Origin of the sequence: Streptomyces sp. Qhu_M48 (assembly GCF_051305195.1) — a bacterium.
In the GTDB taxonomy this organism is placed as follows: domain Bacteria; phylum Actinomycetota; class Actinomycetes; order Streptomycetales; family Streptomycetaceae; genus Streptomyces.
Genome location: NZ_CP195432.1, coordinates 2,564,894 through 2,579,377, shown reverse-complemented (window position 1 = coordinate 2,579,377; position 14,484 = coordinate 2,564,894). Strand labels below are relative to the sequence as shown.

The window sequence follows — 14,484 nt, the reverse complement described above, 5'->3', positions numbered from 1 at the left end:
ATCCCGTAGAGGGGCGCCGGTCAGGTGGTGACGGCCGCGTGGGTCCGGTCGGCGAGGACGAGGGCGTGTTCGACGACGGCCACGAGGACGTTCTTCACGGACTCGCGGTCCCGGGCGTCGCACATCAGGAGCTCGACCTCGGGGTCCAGGTCGAGCGCCCCGCGCACGCTCTCGGCGGGGAACCGCTGAGCGCCCTCGAAGCAGTTGACCGCCACCGTGAACGGGATGCCACGCCGCTCGAAGTAGTCGATGGCCGCGAAGCTGTCCTCCAGACGACGGGTGTCCGCGAGGACGACCGCGCCGAGCGCGCCCTGCGCCAGCTCGTCCCACAGGAACCAGAAGCGGTCCTGGCCCGGGGTGCCGAACAGGTACAGGACGAGGTCCTCGCGGAGGGTGATCCGGCCGAAGTCCATGGCGACCGTGGTGGTCGTCTTGGCCTCCACGCCGTGCAGGTCGTCGACGGGCCGCCCCGCCTCGCTGAGGATCTCCTCCGTCCGCAAAGGACGGATCTCGCTGACCGCGCCCACCAACGTCGTCTTGCCGACCCCGAACCCGCCCGCGACGAGGATCTTCAGGGTCACCGGTTCGACGTACGGCTTCTTGCGGCTAGAGCGCCCGAAGGCCATTGATCACCTCGCGGAGAATGCTCACGTCCGGCAGCTCGGCCGGCGGAACGGGGCGGGTCACGTGGACGAGTTCGTCCTCGACGAGGTCACCGACGAGCACCCGGACCACCCCGACGGGGAGGTCGAGTCCTGCGGCGAGCTCGGCGATCGACTGGGGTTGCTCGGAGCAGCGTTCGACGATCTCCACGTGTTCTGGGGAGAGCGTCTGGTCCCGGCCGGGGTCGTCGGCGGCGGGCTCGGGCACGACCACCGCGATCAGGTCGAGCCGGTGGCGGGAGGCGGCGCTCGTCCGGCCGCGGGTCATCGCGTACGGACGGACGACCGGCCCGGCCTCGTCGTCGAACCAAGGGTGGTGGCCCGGGGATGCCGGGCCCTGGTTCAGCTGGTTCCGCTCGGCTGCGTCACTCATACCGTCCCACTCACCCTCCCGCGGGCAGACCGGTCCGGGGAGCCGTCGCGAGGTGGACCCCGACCCGCTTCACCATCAGCGTCATCTCGTAGGCCACCTGGCCGACGTCGGAGTCGGCGTCCGCGAGCACGGCCAGGCAGCTGCCGTCGCCCGCGGCCGTGACGAAGAGGAAGGCGTCCTCCAGTTCGACGACCGTCTGCCGGACCTTGCCCGCCTCGAAGTGGCGGCCGACGCCCTTGGCGAGGCTGTGGAACCCGGAGGCCACGGCGGCCAGGTGCTCGCCGTCCTCGCGGGTCAGGTCCTGGGAGGCACCGGTGGGGAGGCCGTCGCCGGAGAGCACCAGGGCCTTCCGGATGGAGCCCACGCGCTGGACCAGCTCGTCGAGGAGCCAGTTCAGTTCGCCGTTGCCGGAGGTGGTGCTGGGTGCTGCGGCGTTCGGTGCGGTCATCGACCGTCCCCCTCGGGTGTCGTTCCTGGTGCTGTTCCTGGTGCTGTCGGGTCGGCGGGGTCGGCCACGTCCTCGTTGTCCCGTCGGCCGCGCTGCCAGCCGCGCTGCATGGCGGCCATCCGCGTGCGTACCGCCTCGGCGTCGCGCTCGAAGGAGTCCGGGGCGGTGCCCGTGGCGCTGCCCCGGGCGCCGGCGCGGGCGCCCGTGCCGCGGTCGGCCTGGCGGTCGGTCGCGCGCAGCTGCGGCGCGAGGCTGGCCTGGCGGACGCGGCGGGGCAGTCCGCCGAACGGCTCGGGGTACTCCGGCGACACGGCGCTGTCCGGCCGGCCGGGGCCCTGCGGCGGAGCGGAACCCTCCGGCGGCACGGGGACGAGGGTCGGGCCGGTTCCCCGCGGGGGTGCCGGCGGACCGTCCTGCCCGGCACCGTGGGCGAGGTGGCCCGGGGCGCCGGGGCCTTCGGTCACCCGGCCGGGAGCGGGGTGCGCGCGGCCGGTGAGCGGCTGGTCGCGGTCGGGCAGGGGGCGCGGACGCTCCGGCACGGGGTACGAGCGGTCGGTGGCCTCGTACGCGCGGTCGGCGGCCTGGTGGGAGCGGTCGGACGTCTCGTACCCGCGGTCGGACGCCCGGCTCGGGCGGTCCGACGCCGGGTGGGCACGGTCCGACGCCGGGTACGGGCGGGCCGCGTGCGCGTCGTCCGGGTCCGGGACGGGGTGGTGCCGGTCGGGGACCGCGTGCTCGCGGTCCTGGGCGGAGTCGGCGCGGTCCGGGAGCCGGTGCGCGCGGCCCGGGAGGGAGCGGACGCGGTCCGGCTCGTCGACGCGGCGGCCGTGGTCCACGACGAGCGTCGGGGTGCGCCGGCGCGGGAGCGGTACGGGGCCGACGACTCCCCCGTCGGCGGGCTTCTCCTCCTCGGCGTCGCCGGCCGACCGGTCCGGTGTCTGCTGGTGCCGCTCGCCCGCCGGCGCGAGTCCGGGCCGGCGGCGGCCGCGGGGCCGGAAGAGGCCGCCGCGCTCGCTCTCGGTGTCCAGGAGGTCCGCCGACCGGTCGAGCAGGAGGCCGAAGTCCTCGCTGCCGACGGGGCCTTCGAGTTCGACGGGGCCGTCGACGGGAGCGGGGCCCTCGGTCACGTCCGGGACCCGGGCGAGCGCCGGGCGACGGGTGGGCAGCACGCCCTCGGCCGGCTCGCCGGCCGGTCCGGCGCGCTCGGTGGTCTCGCGGTCCAGGCGGAAACCGGCGCCCTGGGTCTCGGGGGCGTCGGTGAGCAGCGCGGCCGGGATGAAGACGACCGCGGTGGTCCCGCCGTACGGGGAGGTCTGGAGCGAGACGCGGACGTTCTGGCGCTGGGCGAGCCGGCTGACCACGAAGAGGCCGAGGCGGTCGGTGTCCGAGAGCTCGAACTCGGGGGTCTCTGCGAGCCGGAGGTTGGCGTCGAGCAGGGTGTCGGGGTTCATGCCGAGGCCGCGGTCGTGGATCTCCAGGGTGAAGCCGTTGGCGACCCGCTCGCCGAGGACCTGGACGGCGGTGTGCGGGGGCGAGAACACGGTGGCGTTCTCGAGGAGTTCGGCGATGAGGTGGGTGAGGTCCGCGACGGCGGGTCCGCCCACGCCGAGGCGGGGCAGTCGGCGCACCTCGATGCGCTCGTAGTCCTCGACCTCGGCGACGGCGGCGCGGACGACGTCCATGAGCTGGACGGGCTTGCGCCACTGGCGGGAGGGCGCGGCGCCGGAGAGGATCACGAGCCCCTCGGCGTGCCGCCGCATGCGGGTGGTGAGGTGGTCGAGCCGGAAGAGGTCGGCCAGTTCGTCGGTGTCCTCGGTCCGCCGTTCCATGGTGTCGAGGAGGGTGAGCTGGCGGTGGAGCAGGACCTGGTTGCGGCGGGCGAGGTTCACGAAGACCTCGGAGACCCCGCGTCGCAGCTCGGCCTGTTTGACGGCGGCCTCGACGGCGGCGCGCTGGAGGGTGTTGAGGGCCTGGCCGACCTGGCCGACCTCGTCCTGTCCGTAGCCGAGGTGGGGCACTTCGGTGGTGACGTCGACCTGTTCGCCGGCGGCGAGCCTCCGCATCACGCTGGGCAGGCGGACGCCGGAGACCTCCTGGGCCTCCTTCTGGAGGCGGCGCAGGTCGCGGACGAGGTGGCGGCCGATGCGGACGGAGATGACGATCGAGGCGAGCAGGGCGAGGAAGCCGAGGACGCCGGCGACGCCCGCCTTGAGGAGGACGCTGTACGCGGCGGGCTGGACGCGGTCCTGGTAGCGGTCGCCGGCCGCGGTGTTCTCGCGGGCCAGGTCGTCGAGGACGGGGCTCGCGTTGTCCTGCCAGTAGGCGGGGGTGACGGCGCGCGGGGTGTCGGTGGGGCCCGCCTCGATGATCGCGTTCTCCGCGGTGCGGAGGGGCTGGGTGCCGGGGCTGCGCCAGTACTTCTCGAAGCGCTCGCGCTCGGCGGCGGGCAGGAGTTCGAGGTTGACCTCGTAGAACTGCTCGCGGTTGGCCACCAGGTCGGATATCTCGCGGATCTCCTCGGCGGTGACGCGGTCGGCGACGAGCGTGGAGAGGACGAGGGCGTCCTCGCGGGAGAGCAGTTCGCGCGCGCGGGTGATGCCGACGAGGGCGCGGCCCTGCTTGTCCATCTCCACGTTCTCCAGGGCGTGGAGGGTGACGAGGAAGCTGTAGCAGGGGTCGACGAGCCGGTTGTAGAAGTCGAGGGCCTGCATGCGGCCGATGTCGCGCTTCTCCACGGAGCGGCGCAGCGAGGTGAGGCCTTCGAGCGCTTCGAGGAGTGAGGTGAGCCGCTGGGCGGTGACGGGCCGCATCTCCTCGCGGACGCCGGGGTCGGTGGCGTTCGCGCGGATGCGGGCGATCTGGCGGTCGGTGGCCCGGCGGGTCTCGCGCAGGGAGCCGAGGGTGTCGGAGCCCCGGGGGTCGGCGAGATAGAGCAGCGACTGGCGGCGTTCGAGCTGGATGACCCGGGCGGTGTCCTCCAGGGGGTAGCCGACCTTCTCGACGATGTAGCCGACGTCGAGGAGCTGGTCGGCCTCGCGGCCGGTGAGGATCGTGGCGAAGCCCCACAGGCCGGTGAGGGAGACGAGTGGGACGAGCAGCAACGCCACGATCTTCCGGCGGATGGACTTCCCGCGAAAGCGCATGGCCTCCCCCAGCTCGGCCTCCGCGGCCACGGAGGTCCTTCACGTTCGTGACGTCCGGCGTCAACACGCGGCGTCAACCTTGAGATTCAACAAACGGCGGCGTGAGCCTACTACTGCATCACGGCCGTCTCGAAGGCGCGTCCGGGCTATTTTCAGCCTGTCGAGTGAGTGTTGATCATGAGATGTCCTGGTATTCGGGGAGTTGGCATCGGCCACTGTGGCGCAGGACACCTGATGCCATGCCATTTCCCCTGCCAAAGGAGATGGCTGGAAGTATTCGTTCCGTTCCTTCCCCGCTCTCGTTCGTCCAGGGGCGGGCGAAACCTTTTCTCTCTCTCGTGCGTCAATGGGTACGGGGAGGGTTCTGTCCGCGTAAAGGCGCTCACAACGGGCAGCCGTTCCCTGAAGTCGTTCAGCGGTGGGGAGTGACAGGACAATGGAACACGAGGCACGGTCCGCACGGCAGTTGTGGATGGACGAGGAACGAGGCCGACGGCGCATGCCCGACCCGGTGCGTACCGCCGCCGTCAGGGCCGTGATGATCACGTCGGTGACGCTCATCCAAGCGGTGGTCGCCTTCTTCTGCTCCGTGGCGGGCTCCTGGCTGGCCTTCCCGGTGACCGTCGGCGCGGTGGTCTCCACCGTCGTGGCCACCTGGAGCGTCCTCGACGTGTGGATCACCCGTCAGGTGTGGCGTCAGCGCCACGGCGTCGTGTCGGAGCCGAGCAGCACGGCGCGTCCGCCGCTCCGGGCCAAGCGCGAAGAGGAGCGGGCGGAGACGGCGTCGCTGTCCGAGGCGGCCTGAAGTCCCCGACGGCGCGGAGACGGTGAGTGGCCCGGCCCTTTGAGGGGCCGGGCCACTCACCGTTCAGGGGGTGTCCGGGACGCCGACCGCGCGTCAGGCGTCCGACGGGGCGGTGTCGTCGGACTGGTGGCGGCGGAACATCCGCGTCGCCGTGATCTCGCCGTGGATCGACTCGCCGCCGTCCGCACCCGGCTGTGGCAGACCCGGCCGCAGGTGCTCCTCCACGCTGATGTACTTGAGCCCCGCCCGCAGGTCGGCGTCGTTGCGCAGCCGGATCACCAGCGGGAACTCCGCGAGCGCCGTCGTGTCGAACAGGCCCGTCGTGTAGAGGAGCTGGACGCCCAGCGCGTCCGACACGGCCCGCTGGAGCTCCAGGAGGTACGTGGCGTTGGCGCGGCCGATCGGGTTGTCCAGGAACAACGTGCCCGCGTGCCGGTGCTTGTCGCGTCCCCGGTCGTTGGAGCGGAGCGCCGCCATCGTGCAGTACAGGGCGATGGCCGCGGTGAGCAGCTGACCGCCGGAGAAGACGTCGCCCATCTGTCCGACCGGCACCCGCTCGGCGCGCAGCACCGCGTCCGGCTTGAGGATCTCGACGGAGACGCCCTTGGGTTCGAGGGCCGCCTGCACGCCCCGGAGCAGCAGGGACATGCCGTCGCGGCGCAGGTCGGAGTTCTTCTTGACGGCGGCGCGGGTGGCCTCGTCGACGACCTCGCCGAGCCGCTCCGCGAGGGTGGCCTGGTCCGGCTCCTCGAAGCGGATCCGGAGGAACTCCTGCCCCGACCACTCGCCGAGGCCCTCGGGGAGCCGGGAGAGCCGCTGCGCGGAGCGGAGCGTCGCGAGGGAGGACTCCACGAGGCCGCGCAGCCGGGCCACGATCGAGTCGCGGTTGCGCTCCAGCTGCTCCAGCTCGTCGGTGAGGACCCGCAGCCGGGGTGCGAAGGCCTCGGCCCACTTGGCGGCGTGCTCGGGGAGCGCGGAGGCGGGGAGTTCGCGGATCTGCTGGCGGGCCGGGGTGCGGACCTGCTCGTAGCGGGTGGAGTTGGCGTGCCGTACGAGGATGTCGCTCGCCTCGCGCACGGCCGCCTCGGCGGCGGACAGCTCCGCGGTGCAGCCGCGCAGGGAGCGGCGCGTTTCCGCCGCCGTCGCGCGGGCCTCCTCCAGGGTGCCGGGGTACGGCTCGGACTCCTCCCGCTCCTCGTCCGTGTGGTCGCGGAGCAGGTCCCGCAGCAGCGCGGCGGCCTCGTCGAAGCCGCCCGCCGCGTCCTCGGCGGCCCGGTGGTCCCGGAGCAGGCCGGTGTGGGCCGCGCGGGCGGCCTCCAGGGCGTCGGTGCGGGAGGCGAGTTCGGCGGTGGCGGTACGGAGCAGGGCCTGGGCCCGCTCGGCGTCGGCCGGCACCAGCTCCTCGGGCAGCTCGGTGTGCGCCTCGCCGTCCTCGGGGGCGAGCCGCTCGGATTCGCCGCGCAGGCGGCCGAGCTTCTCGCTCGCCTCCGACGCCCGGGTCTCCAGCATCTGCACGAGGGACTCGGCGCGGGCCGCCGCCGCCTGCCGGGACGGTCCGTCGGCGCCGTCGGTGGACTCCAGGAGCTGTTCGGCGCGGGTGCGGACCTTGTTGGTGAGGCGGTCCAGCTCGGCGACGGCCGCGGATTCGGCGCTCTCGGCGCGCGCCTGCTCGGCCCGGAGGTCGGCGCCGACGCCGACCTTCTCGTACAGCTGCGACGCGGCGCGGTACGCCTCGCGCAGGGTGGGGAGCGCGGCACGGGGCGCGGGCGCGCCCTCCTCCGGGAGGGTCTCGGGTGCGCCTGCGATCTCGGCGCGCTCGGCCCGCAGGGCCCGTGCGGTGCGGTGGGCGTCGTCGGCGGAGCGCTGGGCGGCGCGGCGGTCCTCGTCGGCGGCGCGGGCGCGTTCCAGACAGGTCTGGGCGCGGGCCTCGGCCTCGGCGGCGTCGTCGGCGAGTTCCCGGAGCTTGGCCTGCCAGGCGGACCGCTCGCGCAGCCGGAACGCCAGGCCGGCGAGGGCGTCGGCGACCCGGCGGGCCCGCTGGGCGGCCTCCTGGCGCTCGTCCCTGACCTGGGCCGCCTCGGCGGCGGTCTCGTCGGCCTCCGTACGGGCCCTGCGGGCCTCGTCGAGGGTCGCGGCGGCTGCCTCGGCGGTCTCGCGTGCGGTCGTGGCGACGGCCGAGAGTTCGGCGAGCATCCCGGGCGGGCAGTCGGCGCGCCAGGAGCCGATCCGGGCCGCGAGGGCGCGGTCGCCGGAGAGCCGGGTGGCGAGGGTGCGGATCTCCTCGTCGCGGGCGGCCGCGCGGGCGCGCAGGGCGTGGCGCTCCTCGTCGGCCGCGTGCTCGTCGTGCATGGCCGGGTTCGGCGGGACGAGGAATACGTTGTGGACGCCGGTGTCGTCCGTCGTGTCCCACGCCGGTACGGGGGCGAGCAGGGCGGCGGCGGTGCCGACCGCCACGGCGGAGCGGGGCAGCAGGGCGGCCGTGCCGAGGACCTCGCGGGCGCGTCCGTACGAGACGGGGTCGGTGATCACGACGCCGTCGACGAGCTCGGGGCGGGCGGCGAGGACGCGGGCGTGGTCGGCGGGGTCCACGGCCTGGGCGAGGTAGCGCCAGCCGGGGAGGGCGGGGATGCCGTGCTCGCCGAGGTACTCGACGGTGGCGAGGACGTCCGGTCCCGGCGGCAGCAGGCCGCCGTCGCCGAGGGCGCCGAGGATGCGGGAGTCGTCGGCCGCGGCGGTGCGCAGCTCGAAGAGCTGGCGCTCGGCGGAGGTGACGGCCTGGTCGAGCATGGAGCGCAGTTCGTCGGCGTACCGGTCGAACTCGGTGACGGTGAGCGGGCCCTGGGGTGCGGCGGGCGCCTCGGGGACGTCCTCGTCGCCGGTGGTGGCGGCGCGCTGGCCGGGCAGCGGCGAACCGCCGGCGGAGAGCTGCGGCCCGGTGGCGGGGAGGCTCAGGAGTTCGGCGAGGCGCTCCTCGGCGGCGAGGAGTTCGGCGGCCCGGCGCTCGGCGTCGTAGGCGTTCCCGGCGGCCTCGGCCGCGTCCGCGGCGCGGGCGGCGGCGAGTTCGGCGCGGGACTCCGCCCCGGCGGCCTCCCGCGCGCGGTCGGCGGCGGCACGGGCCGCCTCGCGTGCGGTGTCCCAGGCGGCGACCGTGGTCTTCTCGGCGTCGCTCGCGGCGAGGGCGGCGCGGGCGGGGTCCGCGTCGGGCGCGGTGTCGTCGAGCCAGCCGGCCCGTACGGCCTCGGCGGTCTCCTGCTCGACCTCCGCGAGCCGCTGGCGCAGGTGCCCGGCCTCGCTGCGGGCCCGCTGGGCCTCGGTCGCGGCGGAGGTGGCGTCGCGGTGGGCGGCCTCGCCGACGTCCTGGAGGGCGGTGGAGCGCTCCTCCTCCTCGGCCGCGTGCCGCTCGCCCTCCTCGGCGGCGGCGGCGAGCGCCCGCACCAGGTCGGCGGCGGCCTCGGCGCGGGCCGCGAGGGCCGGGGCGGCGTCCCGCTCGGCCTCGCGGATGGCGGCGGCCACGCGCGCGGAGCGGTCGCCCGCGGCACGGTGGCGGAGGACGACCTCGGCGGCCTGCCAGGCGGAGTGCATCGTCCGGGCGTCGGTGAGTTCGCGGCGCTGTGAGGCGGCGCCCTTCTCGGCCGCGGCCAGCGCCAGGGAGGCGTGCCGGTAGGCGAGTTCGGCGGCGATCAGGGCGGCGCGTCCGCGCGCGGTCTCGGCCTCGGCGACGGCGTGGCCCGCGGAGGTGACCTGCTGGGCGAGTTCGGCCCCGCGGCCGCGCTCCACGGCGCCTCGGGCGGAGAGCCTGCGGGCCAGGGTACGGGTGCGGCGCTCGGCCGCCAGGTGGATGTCGCGCGCCTGGGACCGGGTCCCGGCGGCCTCGACGATCCGGTTGAGGAGGTCCACGGAACCGGCCGTGAACTCGCGCTCGGCGGTGAGCTCGGCGCGGCGGCCGAGCTTGTTGCCGAACCCTCCGACGAGGTCGGCGAGGCCGTCGGTGTCCCGGGTGTCGGTGACCGCGCGCAGCAGCAGGTCGGTGAAGTCGGAGTCCTTCTTGACCGCGAAGAGGCCGGCGGCCTCGCCCTCGTCGGCGTTCATCTCCCGCTGGTAGCGGAAGAGTTCGGGGTCGAGGCCCAGCTCGCCGAGGTGCTCGTTCCAGCGGTCGTGGATCTCCTCCCAGGAGACCTCCAGGTGCGGGTACGCCTTGCCGGCCTCCGTGATCGCGTCGCGGAAGCCCTTCATGGTGCGGCGGCGGCCCCTCGCTCCGGAGGCGCCCTCGACGGCCGGACGGACGGAGGTCGCCTCGGCGACGGGGAGGTTGTCCAGGCTGAGCCCGGGGCCGGGGCGGAAGGAGTACCAGGCCTCGGCGAACTTCCGCGGGTCGGAGGAGACCTGACGGCCGCGCCACTCGCTGGCCTTGCCGACCACGACGAGCTCGCCGGTGAGGGTGTGCTGCCACTCCAGGGCGACGTGCCCGCAGTCGTCGGCGAGGAGGAACTTGCGCAGGACGCCGGAGCTCGCGCCGCCCAGGGTGTTGCGGTGGCCGGGGAGCATGACCGAGAAGATCAGCTTGAGGAGTACGGACTTGCCGCCGCCGTTCTCCAGGAAGAGCACGCCCGCGGGGGCGGGGCGGCGTGGCGGACCGACCGGCTCGTCCTCGAAGAACTCCGCCTGGGCGGGGGCGGGGTGGGGCACGGGCGCGCCGACCCCGCGCAGGTCCAGGACGGTGTCGGCGTAGCGCGCACCGGCGGGGCCGATGGAGTACAGGCGGACCCGGGACAGCTCGTACATGGCGAGGAACTCTCGTGCTCTGGTGCTCTGGACGGTCGGTTGCGCGGCGCGGTCGCGCGGATGGGCGGCGCTGTTACGCCGACGGTGACGCGTGGAAGGGCAGACCCGCGTCGGCCGCGAGCTCCAGGTCGTCGCCCTCGGGCGGCGGCAGGAGGGTCGCGGATCCGTCGCTGACGGGGACGACGCCGAGTTCGAGGAGCTCGGCCATGGCGGCGGAACCGGCCATGTCGCGGACCTGGAGCTGGTAGCGGGCGGTGGTGCGGTAGGAGCCGCCGCCCTCGTCGCCGGTGCGCTGCAGGAAGCCGGACTCGGTGAGGAAGGCGGCCGCCTTGCCGACGATGCCGGTGGTGGATCCGGCGAGGCGGCGGGCGTCCTTGGTGGCGCCGGTGGCGCTGCGCCGGGCGTAGATCCGCCAGGCGGCCTCCAGACCGGGTGCGTCGGAGGCCGGGTCGGTGTTCTCGCCCTGCTCCTCCGCCCGCTGTTCGAGACGCAGACACGCCTGGCGTACGAACGCGTCGACGCCGTTCACCGTGAGACGGCCGATGTACGCGTCGTCCGCGAGGTCCTCCGGGCGGGGGAAGGCCATGGCGGCGACGGCGAGGTGCGCGAGGCCGTGCAGGAACCGGTCGGCGGAGTCCGTGGAGGCGCGGCGCGCGTAGTCGCCCATGCGGACGGCGAAGACGGAGTCCTCACCGGCGGTGACGGCCATCCCCGCGCGCGGGGAGACCTCCAGGACGATCAGGCCGAGGCCGGTCGCGACAGCGTCGGCGAGGCGCGCGAAGGCGGGGTCCTCGCGGTAGCGCCGGAGCAGCTCCCCGTACTCGGCGTCACGGGCCGGGAGCAGCTTGGGCTGGAGCCCGAAGGAGACCAGCCGGGCCGCGTCGGAGGCGTCGGCGGGGGTGACGGCGGACGCGGCGGCGCCGCCGGTGGAGGCGGCCGGGGGCTGCGGGGGCTCCTGCTCGCCCCACGCGTCGGCGTACTCGGCGTGGGTTTCGCTCACGGCTGGGGCTCCTCGGTACGGCTCTCGGTACGGCTCTCGGCCGGTGTCGGTGCGGCGGGGGTGACGGGATCGGCGGGATCGGCGGGGGTGACGGGGTCGGTGGGATCGGCGGGGGTGACGGGATCGGCCGAGCTGACCGAGGCGGCCGCCGCTCCGGCGGCTGGTACGGCGTCGGCCGGACGGACGGGGTCGGTCGCTTCGGCCGGTCGGACGGTGCCGGTCGCTTCGGCCAGGTCGACCGGTCGTGCGGCATCGGCCACGTCGGCCGGGCGGGGTGCGGGGAGGGGGAGTGGCAGCGGGACCGGGGTGACGGTCGCCGGGGCGGCGGGGCGGTCTCCCGGTCGGTCCGTCGGGCGGTCCGCGCGCGTGGCCGGTTCGTCCGTGAGCCGTACGGCGCGCACGGACGGGACGCCGCGCCTCCTGGCGGTCGCCGCACGGGACGGCTCGGGTACCGCCACGACCCCGAACCGGGGACGGGTGCCGGAGGCCTGCGCGGACGGGTCCTCGTCCTCACCCCTCACCCCGGCCGGCGGGCCGACGAGGACGGGGCGCACCAGGGGGCCGGGGGTGGGGTCGGGGCGATGGGCGACGGGAACGGGGGCCGTCCGCTCCTCCTGGTCGACCCGGCTCGGAGAGTCGGCCTGGTTCCCGGTTCCGGGCTGGTCCGTGGCGTCGGGCTGACCCGGACAGGCGGCCTCGGCCGGGACGTCGGGCATGGTCGCCCCGTCGGCATCGGCCGGGACGTCGGGCGCCGGAACGTTCGGTACGAGAGCGACCGGTTCGGCCGTCGGTGCGGCGGTGGGCGGGACGAGGGTCACGTCGTCTCCGATCGGTCGGCGGCCATGCCCACCGCGTCGAGCAGGGCCGTACCGACGATGAGGTCGGCGCCGCCGAACTCCGGGTCGTCGAGCGGGGTGCCGTCGTCGACGGCGAAGAGGAGGCGCTCCTCGCCCTGGCGGTAGGCCGTGCCGACCGGGGGGCTCGCCGCGTGGACGGCGAGCAGGGCCACCAGGTACGGCAGGTCGTCGTCGAGCTCGCGGGCCTCGGCGAGCAGACCGGAGAGGCGGCGCGGGGCGTCGTGCTCCAGGTCCAGCAGGCGCAGGGCGCTCGCGAGCTGCTCCTCGCTGAAGCGGGAGTCGTCGGGGGTGGCGATGAGGTCCGGCTCGGGCATCTCCGCGCCGAGGTGCTCGCGCTCCACGGGCGGGGTGAGCAGCAGGTCGACGAGGTCGCCGAGGCGGACGGAGGCGGGGGTGCGCAGTCCGGTGCCCCGGGCGAAGAAGGCGTCGGTGACCCTGGCGGCCTGTTCGACGGGGAGCGGCAGGGTGGGGGCGACCAGCTGCCCGTACAGGTCGAGCCCCGTGTACGCGGTGGGCGCGGCGAAGGCCTGACGGTCCTGTTCGGCGCGGAACAGCGGTCCGGCGTCCAGGAGGCGGGACTGGAGCTGGGTGTGCCGCCGGATGCAGTCCTTCACTATGTCGACGAGCTCGGCGGCGCGTCGCTTGTGCTCGGCCGTCTTCGCGTCGGACGCGGCCTCGGCCTCGTCGCGGGCCCTGCGGATGTTGGTGAGGATCGCGTTCTCGTGGCGGTAGCGGTCGGCGACGTGGTCGAGCGCCTCCGCGATCATGTCGGGGACGGCCTGGAGCCAGTCCACGGCGCGGACGTTGCGCCGGGTGGCCTCCAGGGTCTTGCGGAGGGTCTCGGCGTACTGGACGGTCCGGTACCGGGCCTGCTCGGCGGCGAGCTGGGCGTCGGCGAGACGGCCCCGGTTGATCAGGACCTCCAGCTTCACCTCGGCGGCGATCTGGGCACTGGTGACGTCGGTGTCGAGCGCGCCGACGAGGACGTTGACCGCTTCGTCGGTGGTCCGGAGGTAGACACCGCCGCCGTACCCCGGGACCTCCTCGATGAGCTTGAAGTCGTAGTCCCGGCGGACGTAGACACCGTCGGTCCCGAAGGTGCCGTAGACGGCGCGGAAGCCGCGGTCGACGCTGCCGACGTTGATCAGGTTCTCCAGGACCCAGCGGGCCACGCGCTCGTGCTCGGCGGCGGGGCGGGCGGGGGCCTGGGCGGCGACGCGGGGCAGCAGACGGGCGACGATCTGCTCGTGGTCGGCGCCGGTGTCGAAGTCCATGTTCAGTGTGATGAGGTCGATCGCGGAGAGGGCCACCTCGGCCATCGCGTAGACCGTGTACTCACCGGCCAGGTTGGCCTTGCGCGCGTCGAGGTCGTGCAGTGGGGCGGTGCACGCGAGCGCGCGGAGGCGCCGCGCGAGCCCTTCGTCGGCGGCCGGACCCTGCGCGGGGCGCGGCCCCGCGCTGAGCTGGGGCGGAGCGAGGTCCGTCGAGGCAGGCGAAGTCACGGTGCACAGATTAGGTCCTCGAACTGACAACGGTCGAAACGGTGCGGATGCGACCGGGCTCCCGGCATCAGCCGCGGGCGTCCGAGGGGGCGTCGACGGCCCGGGCGTAGACGGCCGCGACGCGGGTGCGGGAGTCGTCGAGGTAGCGGGCGAGGAGGCGCTCGGCCGTGCCGCGCTCACCGGCGCGCAGCGCGTCCAGGATCTCCCGGTTCCGCACGAGGAAGGGTTCGTGGAGAGCGTGGGGGTCGTCGACGACGTGGAAGGCGAGGCGGAGCTCGGCGAGAACGCCGCGCATCAGTTCGTCGGTGCGGGCGCTGCCCGCGAGTGCGACGAGTTCGCGGTGGAAGTGGATGTTGGCCGTGGAGGCGCCGTGCCAGTCGCCGGCGCGGGCGGCGGTCTCGCCGGCCACGACGGCGGCGGCGAGGCCGTCGAGGGCGTACGGCGGCTGCCCCAGGCCCCGTACGACGGCGCATTCGACCAGTCGGCGGGTGCGGTAGATGTCGGCCACGTCGTCGACGGCCAGGACCCGGACGAAGACCCCCCGGTTCAGCTCGTGGACCAGGAGGCGCTCCCGGGTGAGGAGGCGGAACGCCTCGCGCAGGGTGTTGCGGGACACACCGAGCGCGCCGCCGATGCCCTCCTCGGAGAGCCGGGTGCCGGGCGGGAAGTAGCCCTCCGCGACCCGGGTGCGCAGGATGTCCGCGACCCGTTCCGCCGTGCTGGTGCGCCCGAGCAGCACCCGGTCGCCGGTCAGGTCCCCGGTGTCGCCCACGCCCACTCCCTCGCTCCGGCCACTGTGGCTCCTTCGGTCTCTTCCGTCTCCGTCGCCGAGTCAAGCGCATGCGGGGCGGAACGGCAGCATCTTGTCGGATCGTTCAACGATCCTCTACCTTGACGGCACCTTACGGTCCC

10 protein-coding genes are annotated in these 14,484 nt (G+C 74.8%); 1 reads left to right on the top strand and 9 read right to left on the bottom strand.

Features of this window, described 5'->3' with window-relative positions; all coding sequences use genetic code 11:
• Positions 1-20: 20 nt before the first annotated feature.
• The 4 genes from ACRRSS_RS11990 to ACRRSS_RS11975 are packed head-to-tail and all read right to left on the bottom strand — an operon-like array spanning position 21 to position 4,656.
• Complete coding sequence (locus ACRRSS_RS11990; RefSeq protein WP_435971187.1) at positions 21-626, bottom strand: GTP-binding protein; 606 nt, start codon at positions 624-626, stop codon at positions 21-23.
• Positions 607-1,035: a DUF742 domain-containing protein gene (locus tag ACRRSS_RS11985; RefSeq protein WP_435971186.1), complete on the bottom strand. Its 429-nt coding sequence runs from the start codon at positions 1,033-1,035 to the stop codon at positions 607-609. Before ACRRSS_RS11985 ends, ACRRSS_RS11990 begins: the two co-directional genes overlap by 20 nt.
• Positions 1,036-1,045: 10 nt before the next feature.
• Positions 1,046-1,483 carry a roadblock/LC7 domain-containing protein gene (locus ACRRSS_RS11980; protein WP_351909582.1) on the bottom strand — a complete coding sequence of 146 codons (438 nt, stop codon included), beginning with the start codon at positions 1,481-1,483 and terminating at the stop codon, positions 1,046-1,048.
• On the bottom strand, positions 1,480-4,656 hold the full coding sequence (locus ACRRSS_RS11975; protein WP_435971185.1) for a nitrate- and nitrite sensing domain-containing protein: 3,177 nt from the start codon (positions 4,654-4,656) through the stop codon (positions 1,480-1,482). Before ACRRSS_RS11975 ends, ACRRSS_RS11980 begins: the two co-directional genes overlap by 4 nt.
• 406 nt (positions 4,657-5,062) lie before the next feature.
• Between ACRRSS_RS11975 and ACRRSS_RS11970 the strand changes: the two genes are divergently transcribed.
• Positions 5,063-5,431, top strand: coding sequence for a hypothetical protein (locus tag ACRRSS_RS11970; RefSeq protein WP_435971184.1), 369 nt, complete (start codon positions 5,063-5,065; stop codon positions 5,429-5,431).
• A gap of 93 nt (positions 5,432-5,524) precedes the next feature.
• On the opposite strand, the gene ACRRSS_RS11965 is transcribed toward ACRRSS_RS11970, so the two are convergent.
• From ACRRSS_RS11965 to ACRRSS_RS11945, 5 genes are all read right to left on the bottom strand, one after another.
• Complete coding sequence (locus ACRRSS_RS11965) at positions 5,525-10,213, bottom strand: hypothetical protein (RefSeq protein WP_435971183.1); 4,689 nt, start codon at positions 10,211-10,213, stop codon at positions 5,525-5,527.
• Positions 10,214-10,286: 73 nt separating this feature from the next.
• Positions 10,287-11,213: a hypothetical protein gene (locus ACRRSS_RS11960; protein ID WP_435971182.1), complete on the bottom strand. Its 927-nt coding sequence runs from the start codon at positions 11,211-11,213 to the stop codon at positions 10,287-10,289.
• Positions 11,210-12,031 carry a hypothetical protein gene (locus ACRRSS_RS11955; RefSeq protein ID WP_435971181.1) on the bottom strand — a complete coding sequence of 274 codons (822 nt, stop codon included), beginning with the start codon at positions 12,029-12,031 and terminating at the stop codon, positions 11,210-11,212. Before ACRRSS_RS11955 ends, ACRRSS_RS11960 begins: the two co-directional genes overlap by 4 nt.
• The gene (locus ACRRSS_RS11950; RefSeq protein WP_435971180.1) at positions 12,028-13,572 is read right to left on the bottom strand and encodes a hypothetical protein; all 1,545 of its coding nucleotides are present in this window, start codon (positions 13,570-13,572) and stop codon (positions 12,028-12,030) included. Before ACRRSS_RS11950 ends, ACRRSS_RS11955 begins: the two co-directional genes overlap by 4 nt.
• 67 nt (positions 13,573-13,639) lie before the next feature.
• Positions 13,640-14,344 (bottom strand): GntR family transcriptional regulator, encoded by a 705-nt coding sequence (locus ACRRSS_RS11945; protein ID WP_435971179.1) that lies wholly within the window; start codon positions 14,342-14,344, stop codon positions 13,640-13,642.
• Positions 14,345-14,484: the final 140 nt, after the last annotated feature.